The organism is Pseudomonas multiresinivorans (genome assembly GCF_012971725.1).
GTDB lineage: Bacteria > Pseudomonadota > Gammaproteobacteria > Pseudomonadales > Pseudomonadaceae > Pseudomonas > Pseudomonas multiresinivorans.
This window is the reverse complement of the sequence record NZ_CP048833.1, coordinates 335812-361761: the sequence shown is the minus strand read 5'-3', so window position 1 is coordinate 361761 and position 25950 is coordinate 335812. Positions and strand designations below refer to the sequence as shown.

At 65.7% G+C, this 25950-nt stretch carries 24 protein-coding genes and 2 pseudogenes; 8 read left to right on the top strand and 18 right to left on the bottom strand.

What is annotated here, in order from left to right:
* Positions 1–18 precede the first annotated feature (18 nt).
* The 4 genes and pseudogenes from G4G71_RS01700 to G4G71_RS01690 form a co-directional block, all read right to left on the bottom strand.
* Complete coding sequence (locus G4G71_RS01700) at positions 19–528, bottom strand: nucleoside 2-deoxyribosyltransferase (protein WP_169935158.1); 510 nt, start codon at positions 526–528, stop codon at positions 19–21.
* Between the two features lie 2 nt (positions 529–530).
* Positions 531–965 (bottom strand): annotated as a pseudogene (locus G4G71_RS30145) (calcium:cation antiporter); the annotation flags it as partial.
* Positions 966–1024: 59 nt separating this feature from the next.
* A pseudogene (locus G4G71_RS30140) lies at positions 1025–1613 on the bottom strand (calcium:cation antiporter); the annotation flags it as partial.
* Between the two features lie 101 nt (positions 1614–1714).
* Positions 1715–2206 (bottom strand): hypothetical protein, encoded by a 492-nt coding sequence (locus G4G71_RS01690; protein WP_169935156.1) that lies wholly within the window; start codon positions 2204–2206, stop codon positions 1715–1717.
* Between the two features lie 196 nt (positions 2207–2402).
* Here G4G71_RS01690 and G4G71_RS01685 point away from each other — a divergent pair, with 196 nt between their 5' ends.
* Positions 2403–3353: an adenosine deaminase gene (locus tag G4G71_RS01685; protein WP_169935155.1), complete on the top strand. Its 951-nt coding sequence runs from the start codon at positions 2403–2405 to the stop codon at positions 3351–3353.
* A 292-nt stretch (positions 3354–3645) separates the two neighbouring features.
* The gene (locus tag G4G71_RS01680; RefSeq protein ID WP_169935154.1) at positions 3646–4326 is read left to right on the top strand and encodes an SDR family NAD(P)-dependent oxidoreductase; all 681 of its coding nucleotides are present in this window, start codon (positions 3646–3648) and stop codon (positions 4324–4326) included.
* Between the two features lie 94 nt (positions 4327–4420).
* Here the strand turns inward: G4G71_RS01680 and G4G71_RS01675 are convergent, their stop codons facing one another.
* Positions 4421–5341 (bottom strand): LysR substrate-binding domain-containing protein, encoded by a 921-nt coding sequence (locus G4G71_RS01675; RefSeq protein ID WP_240964863.1) that lies wholly within the window; start codon positions 5339–5341, stop codon positions 4421–4423.
* Between the two features lie 62 nt (positions 5342–5403).
* Between G4G71_RS01675 and G4G71_RS01670 the strand changes: the two genes are divergently transcribed.
* Positions 5404–6339, top strand: coding sequence for an AEC family transporter (locus G4G71_RS01670; protein ID WP_169935153.1), 936 nt, complete (start codon positions 5404–5406; stop codon positions 6337–6339).
* Positions 6340–6579: 240 nt separating this feature from the next.
* Here the strand turns inward: G4G71_RS01670 and G4G71_RS01665 are convergent, their stop codons facing one another.
* The 6 genes from G4G71_RS01665 to G4G71_RS01640 all read right to left on the bottom strand — a co-directional run bounded on the left by G4G71_RS01665 (position 6580) and on the right by G4G71_RS01640 (position 13789).
* Entirely contained in the window at positions 6580–8109 is a 1530-nt protein-coding gene (locus G4G71_RS01665; protein ID WP_169935152.1) for an APC family permease, read from the bottom strand.
* Between the two features lie 109 nt (positions 8110–8218).
* A complete protein-coding gene (locus tag G4G71_RS01660) occupies positions 8219–9235 on the bottom strand; it encodes a heme-dependent oxidative N-demethylase family protein (protein WP_169935151.1) in 1017 nt (338 codons plus the stop codon).
* Between the two features lie 14 nt (positions 9236–9249).
* On the bottom strand, positions 9250–10218 hold the full coding sequence (locus tag G4G71_RS01655; RefSeq protein ID WP_169935150.1) for a PDR/VanB family oxidoreductase: 969 nt from the start codon (positions 10216–10218) through the stop codon (positions 9250–9252).
* Positions 10215–10814 (bottom strand): dimethylamine monooxygenase subunit DmmA family protein, encoded by a 600-nt coding sequence (locus G4G71_RS01650; RefSeq protein WP_169935149.1) that lies wholly within the window; start codon positions 10812–10814, stop codon positions 10215–10217. Before G4G71_RS01650 ends, G4G71_RS01655 begins: the two co-directional genes overlap by 4 nt.
* 406 nt (positions 10815–11220) lie before the next feature.
* Positions 11221–12657: a sigma-54 interaction domain-containing protein gene (locus G4G71_RS01645; RefSeq protein ID WP_169935148.1), complete on the bottom strand. Its 1437-nt coding sequence runs from the start codon at positions 12655–12657 to the stop codon at positions 11221–11223.
* Between the two features lie 10 nt (positions 12658–12667).
* Positions 12668–13789 (bottom strand): PAS domain-containing protein, encoded by a 1122-nt coding sequence (locus G4G71_RS01640; RefSeq protein ID WP_169935147.1) that lies wholly within the window; start codon positions 13787–13789, stop codon positions 12668–12670.
* 356 nt (positions 13790–14145) lie between these two features.
* Here G4G71_RS01640 and G4G71_RS01635 point away from each other — a divergent pair, with 356 nt between their 5' ends.
* On the top strand, positions 14146–14508 hold the full coding sequence (locus G4G71_RS01635) for a PilZ domain-containing protein (RefSeq protein WP_054909495.1): 363 nt from the start codon (positions 14146–14148) through the stop codon (positions 14506–14508).
* A 203-nt stretch (positions 14509–14711) separates the two neighbouring features.
* Here the strand turns inward: G4G71_RS01635 and G4G71_RS01630 are convergent, their stop codons facing one another.
* From G4G71_RS01630 to G4G71_RS01600, 7 genes are read right to left on the bottom strand one after another with little or no spacing between them, the layout of a single operon-like run.
* Positions 14712–16808, bottom strand: coding sequence for a flagellar biosynthesis protein FlhA (locus G4G71_RS01630; RefSeq protein WP_045213356.1), 2097 nt, complete (start codon positions 16806–16808; stop codon positions 14712–14714).
* Positions 16809–16810: 2 nt separating this feature from the next.
* Positions 16811–17944, bottom strand: a complete 1134-nt coding sequence (flhB, locus tag G4G71_RS01625; RefSeq protein WP_169935146.1) for a flagellar biosynthesis protein FlhB — start codon at positions 17942–17944, stop codon at positions 16811–16813.
* Positions 17937–18737: a flagellar biosynthetic protein FliR gene (gene fliR / locus G4G71_RS01620; protein ID WP_169935145.1), complete on the bottom strand. Its 801-nt coding sequence runs from the start codon at positions 18735–18737 to the stop codon at positions 17937–17939. The genes flhB and fliR overlap by 8 nt, the downstream gene beginning before the upstream one ends.
* A 4-nt stretch (positions 18738–18741) precedes the next feature.
* Positions 18742–19014, bottom strand: a complete 273-nt coding sequence (locus G4G71_RS01615; RefSeq protein ID WP_045213351.1) for a flagellar biosynthetic protein FliQ — start codon at positions 19012–19014, stop codon at positions 18742–18744.
* 19 nt (positions 19015–19033) lie between these two features.
* A complete protein-coding gene (gene fliP / locus G4G71_RS01610) occupies positions 19034–19804 on the bottom strand; it encodes a flagellar type III secretion system pore protein FliP (RefSeq protein ID WP_420825969.1) in 771 nt (256 codons plus the stop codon).
* Complete coding sequence (locus tag G4G71_RS01605; RefSeq protein WP_169935144.1) at positions 19804–20175, bottom strand: FliM/FliN family flagellar motor switch protein; 372 nt, start codon at positions 20173–20175, stop codon at positions 19804–19806. The genes fliP and G4G71_RS01605 overlap by 1 nt, the downstream gene beginning before the upstream one ends.
* Entirely contained in the window at positions 20172–21011 is an 840-nt protein-coding gene (locus tag G4G71_RS01600) for a FliM/FliN family flagellar motor switch protein (RefSeq protein WP_169935143.1), read from the bottom strand. Before G4G71_RS01600 ends, G4G71_RS01605 begins: the two co-directional genes overlap by 4 nt.
* A 473-nt stretch (positions 21012–21484) precedes the next feature.
* On the opposite strand from G4G71_RS01600, the gene G4G71_RS01595 reads away from it, so the two are divergent.
* The 4 genes from G4G71_RS01595 to G4G71_RS01580 are packed head-to-tail and all read left to right on the top strand — an operon-like array spanning position 21485 to position 25944.
* On the top strand, positions 21485–22864 hold the full coding sequence (locus G4G71_RS01595) for a sigma-54 dependent transcriptional regulator (protein WP_420826000.1): 1380 nt from the start codon (positions 21485–21487) through the stop codon (positions 22862–22864).
* A 25-nt stretch (positions 22865–22889) separates the two neighbouring features.
* Positions 22890–23225, top strand: a complete 336-nt coding sequence (gene fliE / locus G4G71_RS01590) for a flagellar hook-basal body complex protein FliE (protein ID WP_169935141.1) — start codon at positions 22890–22892, stop codon at positions 23223–23225.
* 9 nt (positions 23226–23234) lie between these two features.
* Positions 23235–24926, top strand: coding sequence for a flagellar basal-body MS-ring/collar protein FliF (gene fliF, locus G4G71_RS01585; RefSeq protein WP_169935140.1), 1692 nt, complete (start codon positions 23235–23237; stop codon positions 24924–24926).
* Positions 24904–25944: a FliG C-terminal domain-containing protein gene (locus G4G71_RS01580; RefSeq protein WP_024766276.1), complete on the top strand. Its 1041-nt coding sequence runs from the start codon at positions 24904–24906 to the stop codon at positions 25942–25944. Before fliF ends, G4G71_RS01580 begins: the two co-directional genes overlap by 23 nt.
* Positions 25945–25950 lie beyond the last annotated feature (6 nt).

Genomic DNA, 25950 nt, shown 5'->3' with positions numbered 1-25950 from the left:
TCGCGAGCAAGCTCGCTCCTACAGGTGACTCGTCAGCTCCTTGCGCAGCAGTTCCAGGGCTTCTCTGGGCCCGCCCACGACAATCTTCGCCGGCACGCCGAGCATCAGGTTCAGCGGCAGGCCGAAACCCTCGATCTGGTTGCCATCGCGATCGCGGCCCGGCTGGTCACCCTTCCATTCGCAAGGCAGGCGCTCGGTGCAGCTGCCGCCTTCATCGATGTAGCCGAACAGCGGCTTGCCCAGCGCAGCGGCATAGCCCAGTTCGAAGGCGGTGCCGCTGTCCGGTTCGGCGCCGCGGAACGGGTTGAGATTGGCCAGCACCACGTCGGCCTGGCGGATCAGTTCGAGGTTGGCCTGGTAGATCCAGCGCGCCTGCTCCACCGGCTCGACGATGCCCTCGGGTACCGAGTGGTCCAGTGGATACAGCCCCTGCACGCCGAACTCGGCGCACAGCGCCTTGAGCCGCTCGCCCTGCTCGAAGGCGTCGGGGAGAAACACGTCGGGGCCGGCGAGGTACAGCTTGAGCATGTTCAGAGTCCCATGAACGACAGCATCAGGAAGGTGGCGAACAGCACGAAGTGGGTCATGCCCTCGATGGCGTTGGTCTTGCCATCATGCAGGTTGTAGCCGGCGACCATCAGGGTGATGAACATCATGCCGGTCTGCAGCGGGGTCATCGCCATCTGGATCGGCTGGCCCTTGAACAGCGCCAGGGCCTCGATCACCGGCACGGTGAGGATCACGGTCGACAGCGACGCGCCCAGGGCGATATTGACCACCGGCTGCATGCGGTTGGCCATGGCGGCGCGCAGGGCGGTGAGGATTTCCGGGCTGGCGGAGATCGCCGCCACCAGCAGCGCCGGCACGATGGGCGGCACGCCGCTGCCTTCCAGGCCGACGTCCAGGGCCTTGGACATCACCTCCGCCAGCGCGCCGATCAGCACCACGCCGACCACCAGCAGCGCCATGGACTGCTTGCTGTTGCCGGCCGCCTCGTGGCCTTCGCCGTGCTCGCCATGGGTGGCGTAGTTGTAGCTGAAGAAGTAGCTGTGCTGGCCGGTCTGCATGCGCAGGAACAGCGCGTAAAGCATGACCATGCAGCCGATGGTGAAGAAGGAGTAGAGCTTCCACTGCTCGGCCGGGATCAGCTCAGGGACCACCATGGAGATGCCCACGGCGGTGAGGATCATGGTCACATACGTCTTGCCCGAGTCGTCGTTGTACGACTGCTCGCCGTGCTTCAACCCGCCGAGCAGCGCGGCCAGGCCGAGGATGCCGTTCATGTCGAGCATCACCGCGGCGTAGATGGTGTCGCGGGCCAGGGTCGGGGAATGGTTGTGGCCCATCATGATCGCCAGGATCACCACCTCCACCAGCACCGCCGCCAGGGTCAGGATCATGGTGCCGTAGGGCTCGCCGACCTTCTCCGCAAGGATTTCGGCGTGGTGCGCCACGCGCAGCGAGACGCTGATGATCACCGCCAGCAGCGCAGTCGCGGTGATCCCCGCGAGCATCTTGCCGCCACCCAGCAGGCTGTGCTCCAGCGGGTAGACCGCAATCGCCACCAGCAGGGCGAGGAGGAGGAGTTTTTCTTCTTTGAGCGCGCGCAGCATCGAGGGGGATGTCCATTCCGTAAGAGATCGAGAGCGCCATCTTAGGCAATGGACCGGAGGCGCACCAGCGACCTGCTGATGGCCGTGGGCGGCTCGTTCGCTCAGTGGGGCAGGTTGGCGCGCTCAAGGAATTGCTTCTGCGCCGCGAGGACCTGGTCGGGCAGCACATGCAACGCCTGGTACGCGTCGTGGAGTTCCTGTGCAAGGGCCTCTTTCCTTGCCTTGTCGCCGGTTTCCGCATAACGCCTGAGGTTCTGGTAGTAGCCGATCTGCAGTTCGTAGTAGCGCGACAGGCTGCTGGCGAAGCGGCTGGCATCCTCACCGTGCTGCAGTTGCTGCACCTGGTTGAGATCGTGCTCGAGCTCGGCGATGTGGCCGGCCGGGCTTTCCACCGGTCGCGTCGCGGCGACGGCACGGCCGGAGTCGAAATCGCCTTTGATCAGTCTTCTCATGTCCCGGTCGATCCGCTGCACGTTATGCAGGAATGCCGGGGTCACCACCTCGTTGTAGCGGAAGTCGGAGGAGGAGGAAGAGTCGCAGGCGGCCAGGGCAAATGGCAGCAGGGCCAGCACGGCCAGCAGGGGCTTGTTCATGGGACGGGCCGCAGTGGGGGAAGTGCTGCGATTCTAGAAAGGGGGCCGGTCGGAAGATTTCGCGGATATCTGTCTTTTGCGTCAGAATTATCTCTGTCCACGCATGCTGGGGCCTGTTGCCCCGCTGCCAATTGCTTGCCGGGTCAGCCTGTGTGCCAATGTCGGCGCCTGATCCAACCATAACGAGACCTCACCCATGTACGACTGGCTCAATGCCCTGCCCAAGGCCGAACTGCACCTGCACCTGGAAGGTTCGCTGGAGCCCGAGCTGCTGTTCGCCCTGGCCGAGCGCAACAAGATCGCCCTGCCCTGGGGCGACGTCGAGAGCCTGCGCCAGGCCTATGCGTTCAACAACCTGCAGGAATTCCTCGACCTCTACTACGCCGGCGCCGACGTGCTGCGCACCGAGCAGGACTTCTACGACCTGACCTGGGCGTACCTGGAGAAGTGCAAGGCGCAGAGCGTCATTCACGTCGAACCCTTCTTCGACCCGCAGACCCACACCGACCGTGGTGTTCCCTTCGAGGTGGTGCTGCGCGGCATCCAGGGCGCGCTGAAAGACGGGGAGAAGCAACTGGGCATCAGCCATGGCCTGATCCTCAGCTTCCTGCGCCACCTGTCCGAGGAAGAGGCATTCAAGACCCTCGACCAGGCCATGCCGTTCCGCGATGCGTTCATTGCCGTCGGCCTGGACAGCTCCGAAGTCGGCCACCCGCCGAGCAAGTTCCAGCGCGTGTTCGACCGCGCCCGCAGCGAAGGCTTCCTGACCGTTGCCCACGCCGGCGAGGAAGGCCCGCCCGAATACATCTGGGAAGCCCTGGACCTGCTCAAGATCGAGCGTATCGATCACGGTGTGCGCGCCATCGAGGACGAGCGCCTGATGCAGCGCATCATCGACGAGCAGATCCCGCTGACCGTCTGCCCGCTGTCCAACACCAAGCTCTGCGTGTTCGACCACATGCGCGAGCACAACATCCTCGACATGCTCGAACGCGGCGTGAAGGTGACGGTGAACTCGGACGACCCGGCCTACTTCGGCGGCTACGTCACCGAGAACTTCCAGGCCCTGCACGAGCATCTGGGGATGACCCGGGAGCAGGCGCAGCGGCTGGCGCAGAACAGCCTGGATGCGCGATTGGTGAAGTAAGCGTTTGGGGGTTGGCTCCGCTGCGGGCCTGTTCCCCTTACCCCAGCCCTCTCCCAAAGGGAGAGAGATCCTATTTTTCCGGCTGACACCGCGATGCCACCTTGCGGCAGACAGCCCCCTCTCCCTTCGGAGCGGGGCGCGCAGCCAGGGTTGGGGAGAGGGAACGCCCAGCACGGAATCTCCCCGGAAATCCCCGTCCCGATCCGTCCCCTCATCTGGCGCCCGCGACCTTTCACGCCGGGCCTGCTAACCCTATAAGTGCGCCTCCCACTTCTTCGCGAGGAAGCACCCTATGAACAGGATCGTCGCCATCACCGGCGGCTTCGGCCATCTGGGCAGCGTGGTCGGCCAGGCGTTCGCCGACGCCGGCTGGCAGGTCGCCCTGCTCGACCGTGCCGTCGGGCCGCGTTATCCACAGGCCGGGGCGCTGTCCATCGGCGGCATCGACCTCACCGATCCTGCCGCCGCCCGCGCGGCGCTGGAGCAGGTCAACGAGCATTTCGGCGGCCTCGATGCGCTGATCAACGTGGCCGGCGGCTTCCACTGGGAAACCCTGGCCGACGGCGACGTCGACACCTGGGACCTGATGTACCGCATCAACCTGCGCACCGCCGTGGTCACCAGCCAGGCCGCGCTGGCCCACCTGAAGGCGCGTGGGCGTGGACGCATCCTCAATATCGCCGCCGCAGCGGCCAACCGCGCGGCGTTAGGCATGGGCGCCTACGCGGCGTCCAAGGCCGGCGTCATGCGCCTGACCGAAGCGCTGGCGGAAGAGCTGAAGGACGCGCGCATCACCGTCAACGCGCTGATGCCGAGCATCATCGACACCCCGCAGAACCGGGCCGACATGCCCGATGCCGAGTTCGACCGCTGGGTGCGGCCGGAGCAACTGGCGGCAACCCTGCTGTTCCTCGCCTCCGAAGACGCGGCGGCGATCACCGGCGCGTGCATTCCGGTGACCGGGCGGGTCTAGCGAGTGGCACCCTATCGACCGTAGGGCGCATAACCCGGAACGGGTTATCCGCCATGGCGGCGGATAACGCCGCAGGCGTTATGCGCCCTACATCTCAGGCTTCGACCGCCCCCACGCTGCGCAGAAATGCCGCCAGGCACGGGTTGTCGTTGTGCGGGCTCCACGCCGCGCCGTACTCCACCTGTGGCGAGTCCGCGATGGCGCGGAAGGCCACGCCGGGCAGTTGCATGCGCCGCATCGAGTCGGGCACCAGGGACACGCCCAGCCCCTCGGCCACAAGGTTGACGATGGTCTGCTGCAGGTGCGTTTCCATGCGCACTGACGGGGTGAATCCATGCTGGCGACAGCAGTCCATTACCGACTCGTGCAGCGCCGGCGCCGTGGCGGGCGGGAAAGTGATGAAGGGCTCGCCGGCCAGCTTCGCCACGTCCAGTTCGGCGGTCTGCGCCAGCGGATGATCCGCCGGCAGCACCGCGCACAGTGGCTCGCGCTGCAGCGTGCGGTAGAGCCGCTGGCCCGGCTCGCGTTCGGGGAAGGTCAGGGCGACGTCGACCTCGCCGTTATCCAGCGCCAGGCCGAGGTCGCGCGGCAGCACTTCGTTGAGTACCAGCTTCACCTCGGGATGGCCGTCGGCGAAGGTTTTCAGCAAGCGTGGCAGCAGAGTCCAAGCGGCAAGCATGGTGAAGCCGATGCGCAGCTCGCCACGTTCTCCACGCGCCGTGGCACGGGCCGAACGCACGGCGAGGTCGAGGCCGGCGAGCAGCGCGCGGGCGTGCTGCTGGAAATCGCGGCCGGCGGCGGTCAGTTCCACCGAGCGGGAATGTCGGGCGAACAGCGGCGTGCCCAGTTCTTCCTCCAGCGCGGCAATCTGCCGGCTCAGGGGCGGCTGGGTGATATGCAGCGCCTCGGCGGCACGGCCGAAGTGCAGGTGCTCGGTAAGGGCGAGGAAGTAGCGCAGCTGGCGGAAGTCGATCATTGATACGGAAAGGGTATGGATGGGCGCCTTAGTAAGCATTGGACGGTATCGATTGGCAACCCTATGCTCGCCTGCCGCTCCCGTTCTCCAGGTTCCCTGCCATGCACACCGTGTTCGCCGTCGTCCTGCCGATCTTCGCCTTGATCCTCGTCGGCTGGCTGTGTCGGCGAACCAACCGCCTCGGCCCGCAAGCCGCTTCGGAGGTGAACAAGCTGGTGGTCTGGCTGTGCCTGCCGGCGCTGCTGTTCAAGGTCACCGCCACCGCGACCTGGGCGGAAATCTGGCAACCGGGCTTCCTCGCGGCCTTCACCGGCGGTTGTCTGCTGGTGTTCTTCGCCACGCTGATCTGGCGCCTGCTGCAGGGCCGCCCGTTGCCGGCGGCGAGCATCGACGGGCTGAGCGCGTCCTACGCCAACACCGGCTACATGGGCATCCCGCTGTGCCTGCTGGTGTTCGGTCAGGACGGCCTGGAGCCGGCGCTGATCGCCTCGTTGCTGGTGGTCTGCGTGCTGTTCGCCATCTCGGTGGTGTGCATCGAGGTCGGCCTGCAGGAGGAGAAGCACATCGGCCGCGCCGTGTGGGTGGTGACCAAGGCACTGGGCAAGAACCCGCTGGTGGTATCGCCGATCATTGGCGGGCTGTGGGCGGTGACCGGCATCGGTATTCCAGCGCCGCTGCTGCATTTCCTCGACATGCTCGCCGCCGCGACGACGCCCTGTGCTCTGGTATCGCTCGGCTTGTTCCTGGCGCAGAAGCAGGAAGTGCGAGGCGAGCAGGTTGGCGCCTGGCCGCTGGTGGCGATCAAGCTGATCGGCCAGCCGCTGCTCACCGGTTTCCTCGCCTACCAGGTCTTCGACCTGCCGCCGCTGTGGGCCGATTCGGCGCTGCTGCTCAGCGCGCTGCCCACCGGCACCGGGCCGTTCATGCTCGCGGAGTACTACCAGCGCGAGGCGGCGGTGGTGTCGCGGAGCATTCTGCTGTCCACCCTCGGTTCGCTGGTGACCCTGTCGCTGTGCCTGCTGTGGATTGCGCGATAGCAGCCTTTGCGTAGGAGCGGACTCCGTCCGCGATCGATTCCCGGCCACTCCGAGCTGGCCGATGGCATATCGCGGACGGAGTCCGCTCCTACAAAAAACCATGCGCCGGGTATAAAAAAACGGACCAACCCTCGGGAGAAGGCGGTCCGTCGCGCAAACGCAGGGGAGCGTCACCGGGGAAAGGTGGCGCTCCAGACGCAGCCCCTCAGGCGTATGGCCCGAATTGCGTCAACGTTGCGATCAAGCCGGTTCGGTGAGCGCGCCAGTTGCGCGCACGGATGATTGGCGGCGGGAGATCCGGTGGGCGTCGCCCGCTGGTGCAGTGCCCTTGTCGTAGGGCTTGGCCAGCAGCATGTAGAGCAGGCCGGCGCCAAGCACGATCGCCGTGGTGAGGATCATCGAGTAGTTCATGTACCAGGGCGCGTCCGGGGTGCGCGGCCAGACCATGTTGGTGATCGCTGCCACGCCATAGATCAGCGCTGCGACGTTCACCGGTACGCCCCATTTGCCCAGGCTGAACTGGCCGCCCGGTGCCCAGCCCTTGGCGCGGGCGATCAGTGCGGCGACGACGATCAGCTGGAACGCGATGTAGATGCCGATCGCGGCAAAGCCGACAATGGTGGCCACGGCATCGGCCATGAACAGACCCAGGCAGACGATGGCTGCCGGCATCACGCCTGCCACCATCAGCGCGACCGCCGGTACGTGGTTGCTGTTGAGCTTCGACAGGGCCTTGCTGCCGACGATCATCTCGTCGCGGGCATAGGCGAACAGCAGGCGGCTGGCAGCGGCCTGCAGGCTCAGCACGCAGGACACGAACGACACCATCACCACCGCCATCACCAGCTTCGAACCCACCGGGCCGAAGGCGTTGGCGAGGATGGTGGTCACCGGGTCGGTGTCTTCGCCGTTGATCACACGCTGGATGTCCGGGACCGAGAGGATCAGCGCCAGGCAGGCGAACATCGCCGCTGCACCACCGATGTAGATGGTCATGCGCATGGTCTTGGGGATCATCCTGCCGGGGTTGGGAGTTTCCTCGGCGACGTCACCGCAGGCCTCGAAGCCGTAGTACTGGAACAGCCCCGCCAGCGACGCGGCGAGGAAGGCCGGCCAGTAGCTGCCGTCGACCTTGATGTCGAAGGTGTTGAACAGCACGCTGAAGTCGTTGTGACGCTCGAAGATCAGCAGGTAGCCGCCCACCAGAAGCGCACCGCCCAGCTCGCAGATGAAGCCGAACATGGCGACGCGGGCGAGCAGCTTGGTGCCGCTGAGATTGAGCACGGTGGACAGGGCGATCAGGCCCAGGGCGATGCCGATGGCGGCGTTGCCGTGCATCTCGAAACCGAGCATGGCGGCCATGTACGGGCTGGCGCCCACGGCGATGCCGGCAATGGAGGTACACAGCGCCCAGGCATACACCCAGCCGACCATCCACGCCCAGCGCTTGCCTACCAGGCGACGCGCCCAGGGGTATACGCCCCCGGAGATGGGGAATTGCGAGACCACTTCGCAGAACACCAGGCACACCAGCAGCTGGCCCAGGCCGATCAGCAGGTAGGTCCAGAACATCGGCGGACCACCCGCGGCCAGGCACAGGCCGAACAGGGTGTAGACGCCGACGACCGGCGACAGGTAGGTGAAGCCCAGGGAGAAGTTCTCCCACAGGCCCATGCTGCGTTCGAAATTGGAGCTGTAGCCGAGGGCAGCGAGCTGCTCGGCATCTTGATCGGTAACGCCAGCGGCACGCTTGGCAGGGGACCCACTCATCGTTGTTTCCTCTCAGGGGGTTGATGGGCAGAAGGCAATCGTCCGGCGGGCCTCACGACGCCCGCCGGTTCCCTTTTCGGGTTGGTTTTCTAGGTATGCAGAGCGACGGTCATTGGCCGTCGTCGAACTGCGAGAGCCACTCCACCGCTTGCGGGTGGTAGCGGGTGAAGCCCTTGTAGTCGACGAGCTGCTGGTCGAGGGACTTGAGCACGCGGTGCATGCGCTTGGCCCACGCCGGGTTGGTGGCGATGTCTTCCAGGCTCAGCAGGTAGGTGCGGATCGGGAACACGATGGCGTTGCTGCGCGGCAGACGGTGCAGCGGTTGCAGTTCGATGCGCAAGTAGACCTTTTTCCCGGCGTTCTCCGCGGTCACCGTGGTGCGGTCCGGCGCCCACTCGGGCAGGGACTCGGCGGACACGTCCAGGCGCGGGTTGACGGTCAGCGACCAGTTCAGGCGGCGCACCGGGTGGCCGTTGCGCAGGCGCAGGAGGAACTTCAGCGCGCGGTCGAGCATGCCGGTTTCCTTCACCAGCGGCACCGGGCCGTGGAACTCGTGCCAGGCCATACCGAGGTTGAAGCGCAGCGAATAGTCGGCGCGCTGGGTGGCGATGCCCGCGCCCCAGTACAGGGTGCCGTCGCGCTCTTCCTGCAGGACCCAGTCGCCCTGGGCCTGGCGGGTGACGTACTCCATCGGCTCGTAGGGCAGGGTCGATGGATCGCCGAAGGTGAAGGTGTCGTCGATGTTGAGCAGCTTGTTGGTCCAGTGCCAGCGGGTGCCGTCCTTCTCCAGGGAGAAGTATTCCGGGTAGTCCTTGGCATAGGCCTCCATGATCAGTTCGAGCAGGTCCCACTGCGCCTCCATCATGTGCGGCGCGGAGACGTAGTGCATGCCCGGGTCCTTCTCCAGGGTGATCGCACGGTCGCGGCACTCGCTGATGTAGTGCTCGTCGATGTCGAACACCGCGCGGAAGGCGTCGTTGCCCACCGAGACATGCGGCTCCAGGTTCATCGAGTACATGTACTCGTCGTCCGGGAAGGGCCAGGGCGCGCGGTCGATGCAGGCCTGGCTGTTGGCGTAGGTGTAGTCGTCGCGGTAGGTTTCGTCGGGGCGGAATTGGATGGTCATGGTCGTTCTCCGGCTCAGCAGTCAATGACCAGCCGCGAGCACTTGGCACGCGATACGCAGGGCATGATTTTCTTGTTGGCGGCCTTGTCCTCGTCGGACAGCCAGTCGTCGGTGTGGAGGATCTCGCCGTCCAGTTCGAGGACATTGGTCTCGCACATGCCGCAGGCGCCGCCGCGGCACAGGTACGGGATTTCGTGGCCGGCGGCCTCGGCGGCCTCCAGCAGGCTCTGGTCGGGCGACACATCGATGGTCGCGCCGCTGCGCGCCAGCGTGACCTGGAACGCCTCGCCGACGCTGCCCTGTTCGAGGAAGCGTTCATAGTGGATATGGCTGTCGGTCCAGCCGTGGGCGCGGGCGGCGTCGATCGTGCCCTGGATCATGCCCTCGGGGCCGCAGACGTAGACGTCGCTGCCCAGCGGCCGGTCGGCCAGCACGGCGGAAATGTCCAGGCGTTCGCCGCGGTCGTCGCGGTACAGGTGCACGGCGTCGCCATACTCGCGCAGCAGTTCTTCACCCAGACGCGCATGGGCGTCGCCGCGCACGGCCAGGTGCACTTCGAAGGGCGTGCCGCGCAGGCGCAATTCGGCCAGTTGCGAGCACACCGGGGTGATGCCCACGCCGCCGGCGATGAACAGGTGCAGGCGCGCATGCTTGCTCAGCGGGAACAGGTTCACCGGGCGGAGGATTTCCAGCTCGTCGCCTTCCTTCACCACGTCATGCATGTGCCTGGAGCCACCCCGGCCTTCTTCCACGCGGCGCACGGCAATCTGGTAGGCGCTGGCGTCGTAGGGCGAACTCATTAGCGAGTAGGCGTTGCGGTAGGTGCCGCTGGCGTGGGCCATCAGCACCACGACGTTGCTGCCGCCGGAGAACGGCGTCAGGTGCGCGCCGTCGGTGGAAGCCAGGGTGAAGCGCTTGATCTCCGGCGTCACCTGCTCGATGCGGGTGACTCGGACGTTGAGGGTTCCGTTGGACTGGCTCATGTATCGAGCTCCTCGGCTTCCGGCAGCTCGCCGGGGACTTCGGCGTCGGCCTTGACCGCCTGGAAGGCGGCGAGGCGGCGGGAGTAGTGGTCGCGGACCACCAGGGTGCGGGCGCAGTGCGGGCAGTCGAAGACGCGCTGGGTGACGTTCTCGGTGTAGCCGTCGCAGTGCACGCACCACACGCGGCGGACGAAGGAGCCGGCGTGTTCGCGCAGCACTTCATCCTTGTTCAGGTTGATCGCGTCGGCGGCCTGCATGGCGGTGCCGATGAAGCTCTCCGAGCCCGCCAGATACAGACGGGTACCCATGCGCGACTGGCCGAGCAGGGCGTGCAGGTCGTCGACCAGCGCGCGGTTGCTCGGGTAGATCGAAAGTTCCACATCGGTGAGGTCGCGCAGTGCGGCGAGGTGGTCCTGACCGGAGAAGGACTCGCTGGAATACAGCACGCGGATCGGCGCGCTGCGCGGCATCTCGGCGAGCAGGCGGAGCATGGCGCCGCCGCCGCTGCCCTGACCGGCGATGATGTGGTGGTTGCCGCCGGCGAGCGGGCGCAACTGGTCGTAGACCGGCCGGCTCTTGATACCTGTGATGAGCATTATTCTTGTGCCTCCAGAACTGCCGGTTCTCTGTTTTCAGAACGCCAGCGCGATTCGAGGACCCGTGCACGGTCACGGGTCGACAGGAGACAGGGCACAGACTGTGCCAAATAGTTAACTTATTGAAATTAAAGGAAAAATAAAATTTTCGGCAACACAGGTGTAAGCAGAAATGACAACGCCTGTAGGCAGGCTTGCAGCGGTGGATTGTCGCAGGGGGATTTCTGTCGGGCGTGGTAAAGCCGCATGACCGGCTGGTCCCGCGCAGGCGTTGAATGATAGGTGTGCGGATTCGCACGGAGGCACAACCGTAGGATGGTGTGGAGCGCAGCGATACCCATCGATTCGGTGCGTACACAGCATGGGTATCGCTCCGCTCCACCCATCCTACGGGAGCGGAGGACCGTCAATCGTCCCGCTGCAACTTGCGAATCAGCGTGCCGACGTCGATGCCCAGGTGGATCGCCGCCTTGCGCTTGCTGCCGCACAGGCGCACCGCGCGCAGGATGACCTGGCGCTCGTAACGCTGCACCTGGGCCTTGAGCGGCTGGTCGTCGATGGCCGCGACCGGTTCGGCGGCGGCGAGGGGGCTGCCGGCCGGCGGCGCGCCGAGCAGCTCCGGCGGCAGGTGCAGTTCATCGGCGACATCGTCGGCCAGCACCGCCAGGCGTTCGAAGATGTTCACCAGCTCACGGATGTTGCCGGGGTAGTCATAGCCCAGCAGGCGTTCGCGGCATGCCGAGGACAACCGCAGCGGCGGCTGGCGGTCTCGGTTGATCCGCGCCAGGAGAATGTCCATCAGCACCGGCAGGTCGTCGCGGTGGGCGCGCAGCGGTGGGATTTCCACCGGCAGCACGGCCAGGCGGTAGTAGAGATCGGCGCGGAATTCACCTGCCGCGACCTGGGCGCGGAGGTCCTTGTTGGTGGCGGCGATCACCTGCACCTGCACCTGCTTGGACAACGGCGAACCCACCGGCTGGATGGTGCCGTCTTCCAGGAACTTGAGCAGCTTGGCCTGCACCTGCAGCGGGATCTCACCTATCTCGTCGAGGAACAGCGTGCCGCCCGAGGCGCTCTCGATGTAGCCGCGCTTGCCCGACTGCAACGCACCGGTAAAGGCGCCGCGCTCGTAGCCGAACATCTCCGACTCGAACAGGGTTTCCGGGATGCTCGCGCAGTTCACGTCGATGAAGGGCCGGTCGCCCCAGCCGGCGGCGCGGTGGATGTGCCGGGCAATGGCGGTCTTGCCTACGCCGGGCTCGCCCAGCAACAGCAGGCGCGCGCGGCGACGGAACGCGCGCACGCCCATGTCGGCGATGGAGGACAGCAGCGGCGACATGTGCAGCGCGTTGTCCTGCGGATCGCCCAGGCCTTGCAGGTCGGTGGTCGAGGCGCGCCCGGAGGGGCTGCGCAGGCTGCCGGCGGTGCCCGGTTCGTACTCGCGCTGGATCAGCAGGCTGTAGGGCTTCTCGTAGGCGCTGGTGGGGACCGCCTGGGCGCGGGTGAGGAACACCCGGCCATCGCGCGAGCGAGTCAGTGCACTCTTGCCGCCGCGCCGCAGGGCCTGCTGGAAATCGTCGAACTGCAGCGCCGAGCGCTGGAAGAAGTCCACCTCGGGCAGGCCCAGCACATCGACGCGTGTCACGCGGTTGACCCGCTCCGCCGCGAGGTTGATGAAGCGCACCCGCGAGTCGCCGTCGCAGACGATCAGCGCCTCGCTGAAGCTGTCCAGCAGAGCGTGCAGCGCCGGGGTTTCCAGCAACGCCGAGAGCATCTCCCCGGACGCGCTGACCGACGAACGCATGCCCATGCGCAGCGGCGCGAAGAAGCCATCTTCGCTCATGCTTCTTTGCTCATGGATGTAGCTCCGTCGCCTTGTTCGCCAAGCGCAGCACGAAGACGCGCCAGGCTACGCCCTCGCGGATGAGGATGCGCGAGCAGTGGCTGTTGAAGGACTGGTAGTTGCCGAACTGGTCCGGCAGGTCGAGCACCTGCCAGGTGCGCTCGGGCAGCGGCATGCGGTTCAGGGTCGAAGCCAGGCCGGCGGCGCGGGTGATGCCGAAGGTCTGCTCGAAGGCCGCGTTGCGCCATTGCGGCTGGGCCGCTTCGTCGATCACCAGCACCGCGTCGGGCACCGCGTCGAATACCCGGCGCAGCGCTTCGATACGCTGCTCGGCGTCGTGCTGCATGCGCAATTCCTGGCTGACGTCGCGCAGGCTGCCCCACATGCGCAGCAGGCGGCCGTTATGGATGCTGGCGCGCACGTCGTTCTCCACGTAGGCCGGCGAGCCGTCGTGGCGGCGGTCCACCGACAGTGCACCATCGACGTGGAATTCCGCCTCGATCAGCCGCCGCACGAATTCCTCGTTGGCCGGGCTGCGCGGCCAGTACAGGCGCACCGGCTGTTCGCTGAAGTCGACGTCGGCGGGCATTTCGTAGATGTTGGCCATGGCGCGGTTGCACATGCGCCAGTAGGAGCGGTTTTCGAACACCTGGCGGACGATCTCGTCCGGTGTCTCGCGCACATCCACCGACTCGGCGAACTCGATGCACCAGTAGGCCACCCGCGCGCTGAAGAGCATTTGGCTCATCACTTCATTGGCGCTCTGCAGCTCGCCCAGGCGGCGACTGACCGGCCCCAGCGGCATCTTCACCAGGTGCAGGCGCGCCGGCTCGCCGTCGCGCCATTGCAGCACGCCGCTGGCGAGCACCGGCAGCAGGCCGCCGTTGTGGCGGATCAGGGTCAACTCGAGGTCCTGCACGCGTTCATCGGCCGGCGGGTTGGCAAACAGCTGCATCAGCGCGTTCAGCGAGTCGGCGGTGTAGATCAGTTCGGCACCCTGGCCGTCCAGCGAGCCCGGCGGGTACCCGAGCTGGTCGGTCTGCTCGGCGGAGACTTCGATGAAGCGTCCCTGGGACGTCAGGCTGTCGGACAGCAACAAGCCTCTGTCCAGCAGCAGTTTTAGCGGGTCCATTTCTCCCTCCAAGGCAGATCTCCAATGCAAATTCCCAACACGGCGCCCGAGCCATCTCGCAGCCCGCAGGAGGGGAACGCACGTAGCGTGCCAGCCTGAAACGCCCACCCGCCGGGGTGGTGCAGCAAGGGTGTATGCAAAAACGCAGCATTCTGCGCAAGCGCGCAGCACATCGCCGCAGATTAGCCGCTGCGCCGTTGCAGCAGGGTGCCGGGCGATGGAAGGAGGTGCGATCGCGCGCCGTGTGCTGGCCATTTGATAGCTTTTGAGAGCGTTTGAGATGGGGCCGCTGCTAGGATGCGCGCGCGTTTTTCTTCCCCGTCCGTCCCAGACCCCGCTCCCAACAAGAGGCCAGCATGCGCAAGCACCGTCGATTGACCTTCCGCCACATCGGCCAGATCAACGTGACCAACCGCCTGAGTGGCGATTCCATGGGGACGGTACTCGATGTCTCGATGGGTGGGCTGCGGCTGGTGACGGAGGAGCCGCTGGCGCCGGGCAGCTGCTACGACATGCGCCTGGAGATACCGGTGCGCGAGGATCACACCCGTTCGGTGGATATCACGGCGATCTGCCAGTGGTCGAAGAAGGATGCCAAGAACGCGCGCTTCGAACAGGGGTTCAAGCTGGATCGGCCGAGTGCGGCGTTTACCGAGCTGGTGACGTCGATGTCGGTGAGTTTCAACCGCAGCCTGTTGGGGAGGGCGCGGTTGTCGTGAGGGGGTTGGCCTGGGTGCAGTCTGATGCACCCTCTCCCCAGCCCTCTCCCTGAAGGGAGAGGGGGTCGTTCGGCGTTCGCTGCAACCACGGTGGTAGCCGGCGAGCGCTGAACTTCCAACTCACTCGGGACAGCTCCCTCTCCCTTCAGGGAGAGGGCGGGGGGAGAGGGTAACGCCCAACCCCCGAATTTACCGGCACTCGCTTACCCCAGCGTCCCCAATATCTGCACCCCCACCCGCTCCGGAATCTCGTTCTGCGACAGCACGTGCAGCCCCGGGCTGAACACCCGCGCATAACGCGCCAGCAGCGGTCGCAGTTGCGGCATCACGGTGAGGATCGGCGGGTGGCCTTCCTTGCGCAGTTTTTCCTTCACCACCGGCATGCTGTGCTGCAGCTGGTTGAGCAGGCTGGGCTCCACCGGGATGTTGTCCAGGCTCACCGGACCGGCCTGCTGGGCAATGCTCAGGGCGCCGAGAAGGGTGTTCTCCAGGGCGTTCTCCAGGACGAACACGGTCAGCTCCGGGCGGTCGCCGGCAATCGAGGAAACGATGCTGCGGCGCAGCGCGTAGCGCACATCGGAGGCCAGCAGCACCGGGTCCTTGGTGGTCTCGCTGCCTTCGAGCAGGGCGCTGGCGATGGTGACGATGTCCTTGAGCGGCACTTCTTCCTGCAGCAGCTGGCGGAATACGCGGTGCTGCTGTGAATAAGTGAGCTGCGCCTTCAGCGATTCGGCGAGCTTGGGCGCCTGCAGGGTCAGGCGCTGCATCAGGTGTTCGACGTCGTCGTGCTTGAAGATGTCCGGCAGGTGCTCGCGCACCACCTTGTTCAGATGCGTGGCGACCACGCTGGCGCAGTCGATCACCTGGTAGCCCAGGTTCAGCGCGCGGGACTTGTCGGCCGGGAGAATCCACACCACCTGCATGCGGTACGCCGGGTCGACGCCGAGGATGCCGTCGATCTCGCCGTACAGCTCCGGCGAGGGAATCGCCATCAGCCGGTCGGCGTGGATTTCCGCGCCGTCGATGCGCTCGCCGTTTATGTGGATGGCGTACTGCGAGGCCTTCAGGCGCAGGCTGTCGCGGATCTGCACTTCCGGCAGGAGGAAGCCGAGGTTCTCCGAGAGGGTCTGGCGCACGCCGCGAATCCGTTGTGGCAGCGGCGCGCCGCTGGCCTCGTTGACCAGGCTGACCAGCTTGTAGCCCAGCGAGATCGACAGCCGCTCCACCAGCGGGATGTCTTCCCAGGCCAGCTGCTGCGCCTTTTCCTGGTCCATTGCGTGCGTCAGGGCCTGGGTCTGCTCCAGCGTCTGCGCCTCGATGGGCGGGCCGGCCAGCGACAGGCGCCAGGCGATGAACGCCACTAGTGCGGCGAAGGCGAAGAAGGCGGTGTGCGGCATGCCCGGCACCAGGCCGAGCACCACGAGGATGCCGGCGACGGTGTAGAGCAGCGACGGCGAGGCGAGCATCTGCCGGCGCACCAGGCTGGTGATTTCCGCCGACTCGTTGACCCGCGTGACGATGATCGCCGCCGCGGTGGACAGCAGCAGCGCCGGAATCTGCGCCACCAGGCCGTCGCCGATGGTCAGCAGGGCGTAGCGCTGGAAGGCTGCGCCGGCCGGCAGGTCGTAGACGAACACGCCGATGGCCAGGCCGCCGAACAGGTTGATCAGCAGGATCAGGATGCCGGCAATGGCATCGCCGCGGACGAACTTCGAGGCACCGTCCATGGCGCCGTAGAAGTCGGCCTCCTTGGCCACTTCCGAACGGCGGCGCTTGGCTTCGTTCTGGTCGATCAGGCCGGCGTTGAGATCGGCGTCGATGGCCATCTGCTTGCCGGGCAGGGCGTCCAGGGTGAAGCGCGCGGTGACCTCGGAGATACGCTCGCCGCCCTTGGTGATGACCATGAAGTTGATGATCATCAGGATCACGAAGACGATCAGGCCGACGATGAAGTTGCCGCCGATCACCACGTGGCCGAAGGCCTCGATCACCTTGCCCGCCGCGCCCGTGCCGGTGTGGCCGTCGAGCAGCACCACGCGGGTGGAAGCGACGTTGAGGGTCAGGCGCAGCAGCGTGGTGACCAGGATCACTGTGGGCAGCAGCGAGAAATCCAGCGGGCTCTTCGACGACACGCTGACCAGCAGCACCAGGATGGCGACCACTATGTTGAAGGTGAACAGGGCGTCCAGCACCAGCGGCGGCAGCGGCAGGATGATCATCGAGAGGATCGACAGGATGATCAGCGGGATGCCGATGCGGCCGCTCTGGAAGGTCGGCAATAGTGACTGCAGTAGGCGCATGGTCAGACTCTGTTCAGCAGTTCTTCGGGAATGGGGACGTTCTGGATCAGCTCCGGGCGTTCACGGCGCCCGGAGCGCCAGGCCTTGAGCTGGAGGATGTAGGTCAGGACGTGGGCGACGGCCTTGTACAGCTGCGCCGGAATCTGCTGGTTCACCTGAGTGGTGGTGTAGATCGCACGGGCCAGCGGCGGCAGTTCGAGCACTTCCAGGTCATGGGCCTTGGCCATCTTGCGGATGTACAGCGCGGTCTCGTCGAGGCCCTTGGCGACCACGTAGGGCGCCTGGGCCTTCTTCGGGTCATAGCGCAGCGCTACGGCGAAGTGCACCGGGTTCACTATCACCACGTCGGCGGTCTTGATCGTCTTGCTGATCTGCCGGTGCACCAATTGCCGCTGCAACTGGCGGATGCGCGCCTTCACTTCCGGGCGACCTTCCTGGTTCTTGTGTTCTTCCTTGCGCTCCTGCTTGGTCATGCGCAGCTTCTTCTTGAAGAAGAAGTACTGGATGGGGATATCGATGACCGAGAACAGGATGAACACCACCAGCAGTGAAAGCGTGATGTCGTAGAAGGTGCCGAAGGCCGTGGCGATGGCGCTGCGTACATCGCTGCGTTGCAAGGCGAGCAGGCCGGGCAGGGCGCCGTTCAGCTGGTAGAGGGCGACGGCGATCAGCACGGCGATCTTCAGCAGCGACTTGGCCTGCTCGGTCCAGTTCTGCAGCGAGAAGATGCGTCCGAGCCCGGTGATGGGGTTGAGCTTGGACAGCCTGGGCATGAAGTTCTTGCTGGAGAAGATCCAGCCGCCGGGGATCATCGAGAACAGCACCACCAGCAGCGGCGTGACCAGCAGCGGCAGCAGCGTGGTGATGAACAGCACCAGGTGGTGGCCGAGCACCAGCGGCAGGTCGTCGAGGCCGATCTCGCTGTTCCTCAGGTCGATGAAGGACAGCGCGAAGCCCTGCTTCAGGCCGTCGTAGAAATGCTCCACGCAGAACTTCAGGGCGATCAGCGTAGCCAGCAGCGAGAGCGTGGTGGAGAGGTCCTTGGAGCGGCTGACCTGGCCATCCTCGCGGCTCTTCCTGAGCTTCTGCTGGGAGGCCTCTTCGGTCTTTTCCTGGGCGCTGTGCTGATCAGCCATGGCGCCCCTCGCGGAAGATCACGCCGATAGCATCGAGCAGTTGGCGGGTGAGCTTCAGGTAGTTCTCGGGGATGTCCGGCAGGGTCAGCCAGATGCATGCAAGGCCCGCCAGGATCGCCATGGGAAAGCCCAGGGAGAACAGGTTCAGCGCCGGCGAGATGCGGTTGAGCAGGCCGAAGCAGAACTGCACCAGGGTCATGCAGAACACCACCGGCAGGGTGATCAGTACCGCGGCGGCGAATACCCAGGCCAGGCTACCGGCCACCGATTCCAGCCCCAGGTAATGCAGGCCGCTGCCCACCGGCCAATAGATGAAACTCTGGTAGAGGATGCTCACCACCAGCAGGTGCCCATCGATGGAGAGGAACAGGAATACCAGCAGGATGAAGTACAGCTGGTAGAAGATCGAGGACGACGACACGCCGTTCATGGGATCGTTGTACACCGCCATGCTCAGGCCGAGCTGGGTGGAGATCACGTCGCCCACCACGGTGAACACAGTGAACACCAGCATCAGAGCCAGGCCCAGCATCAGGCCGAAGGCGATCTGCTCCAGCGCCACCAGCAGGCCCTGGGCGGACAGCGGGTCGATGGCCGGCGGGCGCGGCAGCGCGGCGCCGAGGGCGACGGTCAGCGCCAGGCCGAGGAGGATGCGCAGGCGCATGGGGATCGCCTTGTGGCTGAAGATCGGCGCCAGGGCGAACACCGCCATGATCCGGCAGAAGGGCCACCACCAGGCCTGCAGCGTTTGCAGGGTGTCGAAGGCCTGCAGGATGGATGCGCCTTGTTGCATGGCATCAGCCGACCAGGCGGCCTGCCTGGTGGAACGACTCGATGAACAGTTCGGAGAGGGTGCGCAGGATCCAGTGCCCGGCGAACACCAGCATCCCCAGGGTGATCAGCAGGCGCGGCAGGAAGCTGAGCATCTGTTCGTTGATCTGCGTGGCGGCCTGGAAAATGCTGACCAGCAGGCCGCCGATCAGGCTTGGCACGATCAGCACGCAGACGATCAGCGCGGTGATGTGCACGGCATTGGAAACGATATCGACGGCGCTTTCCGGGGTGAGCATGGCGTTCTCCGAAAGGCCGCTAGAACGGCTGCACGCTGCTGGTCAGCGTGCCCATCATCAGGGCCCAGCCGTCCACCAGCACAAAGATCATCAGCTTGAACGGCAGCGAGATCATCATTGGCGAGAGCATCATCATGCCCATTGCCATCAGCACGCTCGCCACCACCAGGTCGATCACCAGGAACGGGATGAAGATCATGAAGCCCAGCTGGAACGCGGTCTTCAGCTCGCTGAGCACGAAGGACGGCAACAGCAGGGAGAAGTCCAGGTCCTCCAGTTTCTCCGGCAGGGTTTCGCCGGCCAGCGAGACCATGGTTTCCAGCGAGGTGCGGTTGGTCTGCGCGAGCATGAAGCGGCTCAGCGTCTGCTTGGCGTGGCCCAGGCCGTCTTCCAGGCTGATCTGGTCGGCCTCGAAGGGCTGGTAGGCGTTGGCGTAGATGTCCTGCCACACCGGGCGCATCACCAGCAGCGTCATGATCAGGGCGATGCCCACCAGCACGTTGTTCGGCGGGCTCTGCTGCAGGCCGATGGCCTGGCGGAGGATGGCCAGCACGATGACGAAGCGGGTGAAGCAGGTCATCAGCATGAGCATCGCCGGGAGGAAGCCCAGCAGCGTCATGACGATGAGAATCTGCAGCTTGACGCTGAAGGCCTGGCCGTCCGCCGTGTCGTGCAGGTTGAACAGCGTGACCTCACCGCCAGCCGCCTGCGCGCAGAGCGGGCAGAGCGCGGCGATAAGCAGGCCCAGCGTGGCCAGCGATCTGCCTGTCAGGGAACGGCGCCGCATCATCAGGCAGTCAGGGCGTCGAGGCTGGCGCCGCACAGTTCCAGCACGCGCAGGCCGTAGTTGCCGTTCATCACCACCACTTCGGCCTTGGCGAACAGCGCGCCGTTGACCTTCACGTCCAGCGGCTCGCCGGCGAGCTTGTCGAGGATGATCACGCTGTTGGCGTCCACATCCATCAGCTCCTTCAGGGAAATCTCCACCGAGGCGACTTCCAGGGTGACGTTCACCGGAATCTTGCCGAAGAAGCTCAGGTCCTGCTGCGGCAGCGATGCGCGCACGGGCTCGGCGGGAGTATCGACAGCATCCTGGGTCAGGTCGAGGTCGCCATCGTTGATCAGCGACTCGAACTCGGAGTCGGAGAGAGAACCGGTCATGGGTTTTTCACGCTTTCCAGGGAGGAGAGGAAGAGGGTGCCGTCGTCTTCGAAGATGGCGCCGCGGAACAGCTTCTGCTGGTTCACGCGGACCTCGACGCGGTCCAGCGGGCGGATCGTCAGCACATCGCCAGGCTCCAGGCCGAGCACTTGCGAGAGCGGCATCCTGGCGGCGGCGACCACGCAATCCAGGCGCAGCGGCAGGTGCTTGATGTGTTCCACCGGGTTGCCGGTCACTCGCGGCGGTGGCGGGCCGGCGAGGCGGCGGGTCAGTTCGTCCGCCAGCGGGTTGTCCAGGTAGAGGTAGAGCGAGGAACGTTCGCCAGTCAGGTGGCTGACGTAGCTGAACTCGGCCACGTACTCCCACTGCACCTCTTCATAGGTCGGGTCGATCTGCTGCAGCCGGCCCACCGATTCGCCCATCAGCAGGGCGCGACCGAACAGGTCCACCACGTCCAGGCCGAGGCGCTCGAGCATGCGTTGCTCGGAACTGCTGATCGGCGGCGTGTCGCGATTGGCGACCAGGGTGCCGCCGTAGTAACACTCGATGACTTCGGTCAGCAGGGCGCGGTCCATGGCGAAACCGAACTTGCCCAGGGGCGAATCGAAGAGGCATTCCAGTTCACGGGGAAGTTCCTCGTGAATACGCAGGTTATCCAGTTCGAGATTGATTCGATAATGCCGCAGGAAATAGTCGCTGATGATCCGCGGATACTTTCCGGAGATCTCTTTGATGTACTGCGGAATCTTGTGATAATGCCGGCCGAGTTTCTGCGGTTTCAGTCGGATGAGACTGTCGGCGGGCACGCCATGGTGGACTTTTGATTTGCCAGTCATGCTCAGCGTCGTACTTCCAGGTTCGATCTGCCATCTGCCCAAGGACACGGGAAGTGTCGTGACCGCCGGGGTCGGCTGATCGTTGCTCGCGGCATGCTCTGTCTGCCAGGGGCCTGAAATTGCTGCATCACAGGCTGCTGACGTGGCGCAATGATAGCGATCTGAGGTCGCCCGATTAAATCAATAGATATCAAATGCTGTTTTTGACGGAACTTTTTGTCTATTGATCTTAATTAATCGGCGGGAAGCTATGGCGTAGTGCTGGCACTTGTTAGTGTGGGTGGGTTAGTTACAGGTTGCAGTAACTTCATGTGTGACGAAGTTGTTGCAATGCCACCCGTGAGATAGCCATTTCGTTAAAAGGTTTCGCAGTCGCCGAGAATCTGATCGGCAGACGCTGGCGTTTGATCAACGAAAGGCTTTTCGAACGCACTAGCGAATGGAAAGTTGCGGTGAACAGTGTAAGCCAGTCGATCGATCAATTATGTGAAACGCTGCTCGTAGAGCGGCCGGCGCAGAAAAAAGTTGCGATCATCGGGCCGTCCTCGGACGCCGCTCACGCCCTCCTTTTGCAGACGCTGCTGGCCGAAGGCTGCCGTGTCGAACGCTTCTCCGGCTTCGCCGAACTGGTCCGCGCGCGCAGTGATGCTTCCCTGCTGTTCATCCTCGCCGGCGCTTTCCCCGCTCCTGATCTCTATGCCCAGGTCGGCGCGCTGCTCAGCGATGGCCGCGAGCGGGACGTGGTGCCCATCGTCGGTTATGAAGAGCAGGACAAGGCCGCCACCCTGCTCGACCTCGGTTGCGTCGACTACCTGCTGTCACCCTTTGGCGCCGGCCAGCTGGCCGCGCTGCTGCGCCGCCAGGAAGCCTCCAGCGTCGCCCAGGAACTGTTCGTCTCGCGCTCACAGGCCGGCCGCCGCCTGCTGGCGATGGCGCAACGCGTAGCGCAGACCCGCGCGCCGATCCTGATCACTGGCGAGACCGGCACCGGCAAGGAACTGCTGGCCCGCTACATCCACGGCATCGCCAGCCCGGACGCACCCTTCATCGCAGTGAACTGCGCGGCGATCCCCGAGGCGATGCTCGAATCCATCCTCTTCGGCCACGAACGCGGCGCCTTCACCGGCGCGGTGACGGCTCAGCCGGGCAAGTTCGAACTGGCCAACGGCGGCACCCTGCTGCTGGACGAGATCGGCGAACTGCCGCTGGCCCTGCAGGCCAAGCTGCTGCGCGTGCTGCAGGAGCAGCGCGTGGAGCGCCTGGGCGGACGCCGCGAGATCGAGCTGGACGTGCGCATCATCGCCGCCACCAACCGCGATCTGCAGGCCGAGGTCAACGAAGGGCGCTTCCGCGCCGACCTGATGTTCCGTCTCGACGTCCTGCCGTTGCACATCAGCCCTCTGCGCGAGCGCAAGGAAGACGTGCTGCCGCTGGCGCGGCGCTTCGTCCGCCAGTACGCCCCGCAGGACGCCGAGCACGACCTGCTCACCGAATCCGCCAGCCGCGCGCTGTTGCAGCACGACTGGCCGGGCAACGTGCGCGAGCTGGAGAACACCCTGCAACGCGCCCTGGTGCTGCGCAACGGCCTGTTCATCCAGCCTCGCGACCTCGGCCTGGCCGCGCCGGAAGCGCCCATGGCCACCGTTGCCGCGGTGATCCCGCTGGCGGCCGAGGGCGGCCGCGCCGCGTTGCGCGCCAGCGGCAAGCTCGCCGAGTACCAGCACGTGATCGACACCATCCGCCGCTTTGGCGGGCACAAGACCAAGGCCGCCGAGAGCCTGGGCATGACCACCCGCGCACTGCGCTACCGGCTCAACGCGATGCGTGAGCAGGGCGTGCAGGTGCACTTCTGATTTCGTCTTCCGGGGGAGACCTTCCATGAGTTCGATCATGCAGGTGCAGCAGGACATGCTGGACCGGATGAACCGCTACGCCGACCTGGCCAGCGGGCCAGCCGTGCGTCCCGCCGCGCAGTTCGCCGACAACGCGCCCGTACAGGGCATCGGCGCCAGCTTCGAGCAGGCGCTGCGCTCGGTGGATGCCGAGCAGCACCAGTCCAGCGCCGCCATGGCCGCAGTGGACAGCGGCCGGAGCGACGACCTGGTCGGCGCCATGATCCAGAGCCAGAAGGCCAGCGTGTCGTTCTCCGCGCTGCTGCAGGTGCGCAACAAGCTCACCGGCGCCTTCGACGAAATCATCCGCATGCCGCTGTAAGGACTGACAGTGCTGCAGAAACTCAAAGGGCGCCTGCCGCTCGACAAACTCAAGCTCGACCCGCGCCTGGGCCTGCTCGGCATTGCCCTGGGCGCCGCGCTGCTGGCCGCCGCCGTGGTCTTCTACCTGTGGCGCGACCAGGGGGCTTATCGCCCGCTGTACGGCGCCGGCGAAGCCTACCCGGCCGCCGACGTAATGCAGGTGCTGGACGCCGAAGCCTTCGACTATCGCCTGCACCCGCAGAGCGGCCAGGTGCTGGTGCGCGAGGAAGACCTGGCCCGCGCGCGCATGCTGCTGGCGGCCAGGGGCGTGAAGGTATCGGTGCCGGCCGGCTACGAGCTGTTCGACAAGGACGAGCCGCTGGGCACCAGCCATTTCCTCCAGGATGTACGCCTCAAGCGCAGCCTGGAAGGCGAGCTGGCGCGGACCATCATGGGCCTGAAGGGCATCGAGCAGGCGCGTGTGCACGTCGCCCGCGAGGACAGCAATTCCTTCGTCGTGGGCCGTCGCGAACCGGCCAAGGCCTCGGTGCTGCTGCAACTCGCGCCCGGCCAGCGGCTGAGCCCGGAGCAGGTCGGCGCCATCGTCAACCTGGTGGCCGGCAGCGTGCCGCAGCTCAAGCCCGAAGACGTCAGCGTGGTGGACCAGAACGGCGTGCTGCTGTCGCGCGGCATCAACGGCGCCGGCGGCCCGTCGCAGAACTGGCAGGCGGTGGACGAGTACCAGCGCAAGGCAGTGGGCAACGTCGAGGAAGTGCTGGCGCCGGTGCTGGGCCTGGGCAATTACCGCATCAGCGTCTCCGCCGACATCGACTTCAGCCAGAAGGAAGAAACCCTGCAGGCCTACGGCGAGGCGCCGCGCCTGCGCAGTGAATCGCTGCGCAACGAGACCACCCTCGACCAGTTGGCCCTTGGCGTACCCGGCTCGCTGAGCAACCGTCCGCCGGAGCCGCCGCCGCAGGCGCAGCAGGGCCAGGCGCAGAACGCCAACGCCCCGGCCGGCAACGGCAAGACCGCCAGCACCGACAACAAGGCCGCGACCTCGACCCGCAACGAGACCACCCGGCAGAACGATTTTGACCAGAGCGTCACCCACATCAAGTACCCGCCCTTTGCCCTGCGCCAGCAGAGCGTGGCAGTGGTGATCAACGCTTCCACCGCGCCCGAAGGCGGCTGGACCGACAAGGCCCGCGCCGACCTGGAAGCCATGGTGAAGAGCGCGGTGGGCTTCAACGCCCAGCGCGGCGACCTGATCACCGTCAGCGTGTTCCCATTCGCCGCCACCGCGGTGGAAGAGTCCTCGGCGAGCTGGTGGGAAAGTAGCGCCCTGCAATCCCTGGTGCGCTACACCGTACTTGGCCTGATCGCGCTGCTGTTCCTGCTCTTCGGCGTGCGCCCGGCAGTACGCAGCCTGACCCAGCGCGCCCAGCCGGCAGCCACCGCGGCCCTGCCCGAGGGTGCCGGCGACTACCCGCTGGCCCTGGATGCCGAGCGGCGCCTGGCGCTTTCCAATGAAACCGTCGGCGGCCTCAACGTCCTCGGCGAGCTGAACCCGCTCTCGGAGATCCGCCTGCCGGCGCCGGGCTCGGGACTGGAACACCAGATCGAGCATCTGCAGATGCTGGCGAAGAACGACCCGGAACGGGTCTCGGAAGTGATCAAGCACTGGATTGGCCGCAATGACCGACACGAGCCTGCCTGAAGAACCGAAAAAGCGCGGCCCGCAGATGCGCGCCGTGAGCTCGCTGGAACAGGCGGCGATCCTCATGCTGAGCATGGGTGACGAAGCCTCCGCGGGCATCCTGCGCAATTTCAGCCGCGAGGAGATCGTCAGCATCAGCCAGGCGATGGCGCGGCTGTCCAACGTCAAGCAGAACACCGTCTCCGACGTCATCGGGCGCTTCTTCGACGACTACAAGCTGCAATCGAGCATCAAGGGCGCCTCGCGCTCCTACCTCGCCGGCATGCTCGGCAAGGCGCTGGGCAGCGACATCACGCGCAACCTGCTGGACAGCATCTACGGCGAGGAAATCCGCGCCAAGATGGCGCGCATGGAGTGGATCGATCCCAAGCAGTTCGCCGCGCTGATCGCCAAGGAGCACGCGCAGATGCAGGCGGTGTTCCTCGCCTTCCTGCCGCCGGGCATGGCCACCGACGTACTCGAGGCGATGCCCGCCGAACGCCAGGACGAACTGCTGTTCCGCATCGCCAACCTCAGCGAAGTGAACAGCGACGTCATCGCCGAGCTGGAACAGCTGATCGACCGCAGCCTGCGCGTGCTCTCCACCCAGGGCTCGCAGGTGCGCGGGGTCAAGCAGGCGGCGGACATCATGAACCGCTTCAAGGGCGACCGGAACCAGATGTTCGAGCTGCTGCGCGCCCACAACGACAGCCTGGTCGGCAGGATCGAGGATGAGATGTACGACTTCTTCATCCTCTCCCGGCAGAACCAGGAAGTGCTGCAGACCCTGCTGGAAGTCATCCCGCTGGACGAGTGGGTGGTCGCGTTGAAAGGCGCCGAACCCGAGCTGGTGCGCGCCATCCAGGGCGCCATGCCGAAGCGCCAGATGCAGCAGATGGAGTCGATCAACCGCCGCCAGGGCCCGGTGCCGCTGAGCCGCGTGGAGCAGGTGCGCAAGGAGATCATGGGCGTTGTGCGCGATCTCGCCGCCGAGGGCGACCTGCAGGTGCAGCTGTTCCGCGAGCAGACGGTGGAGTAACCGCAC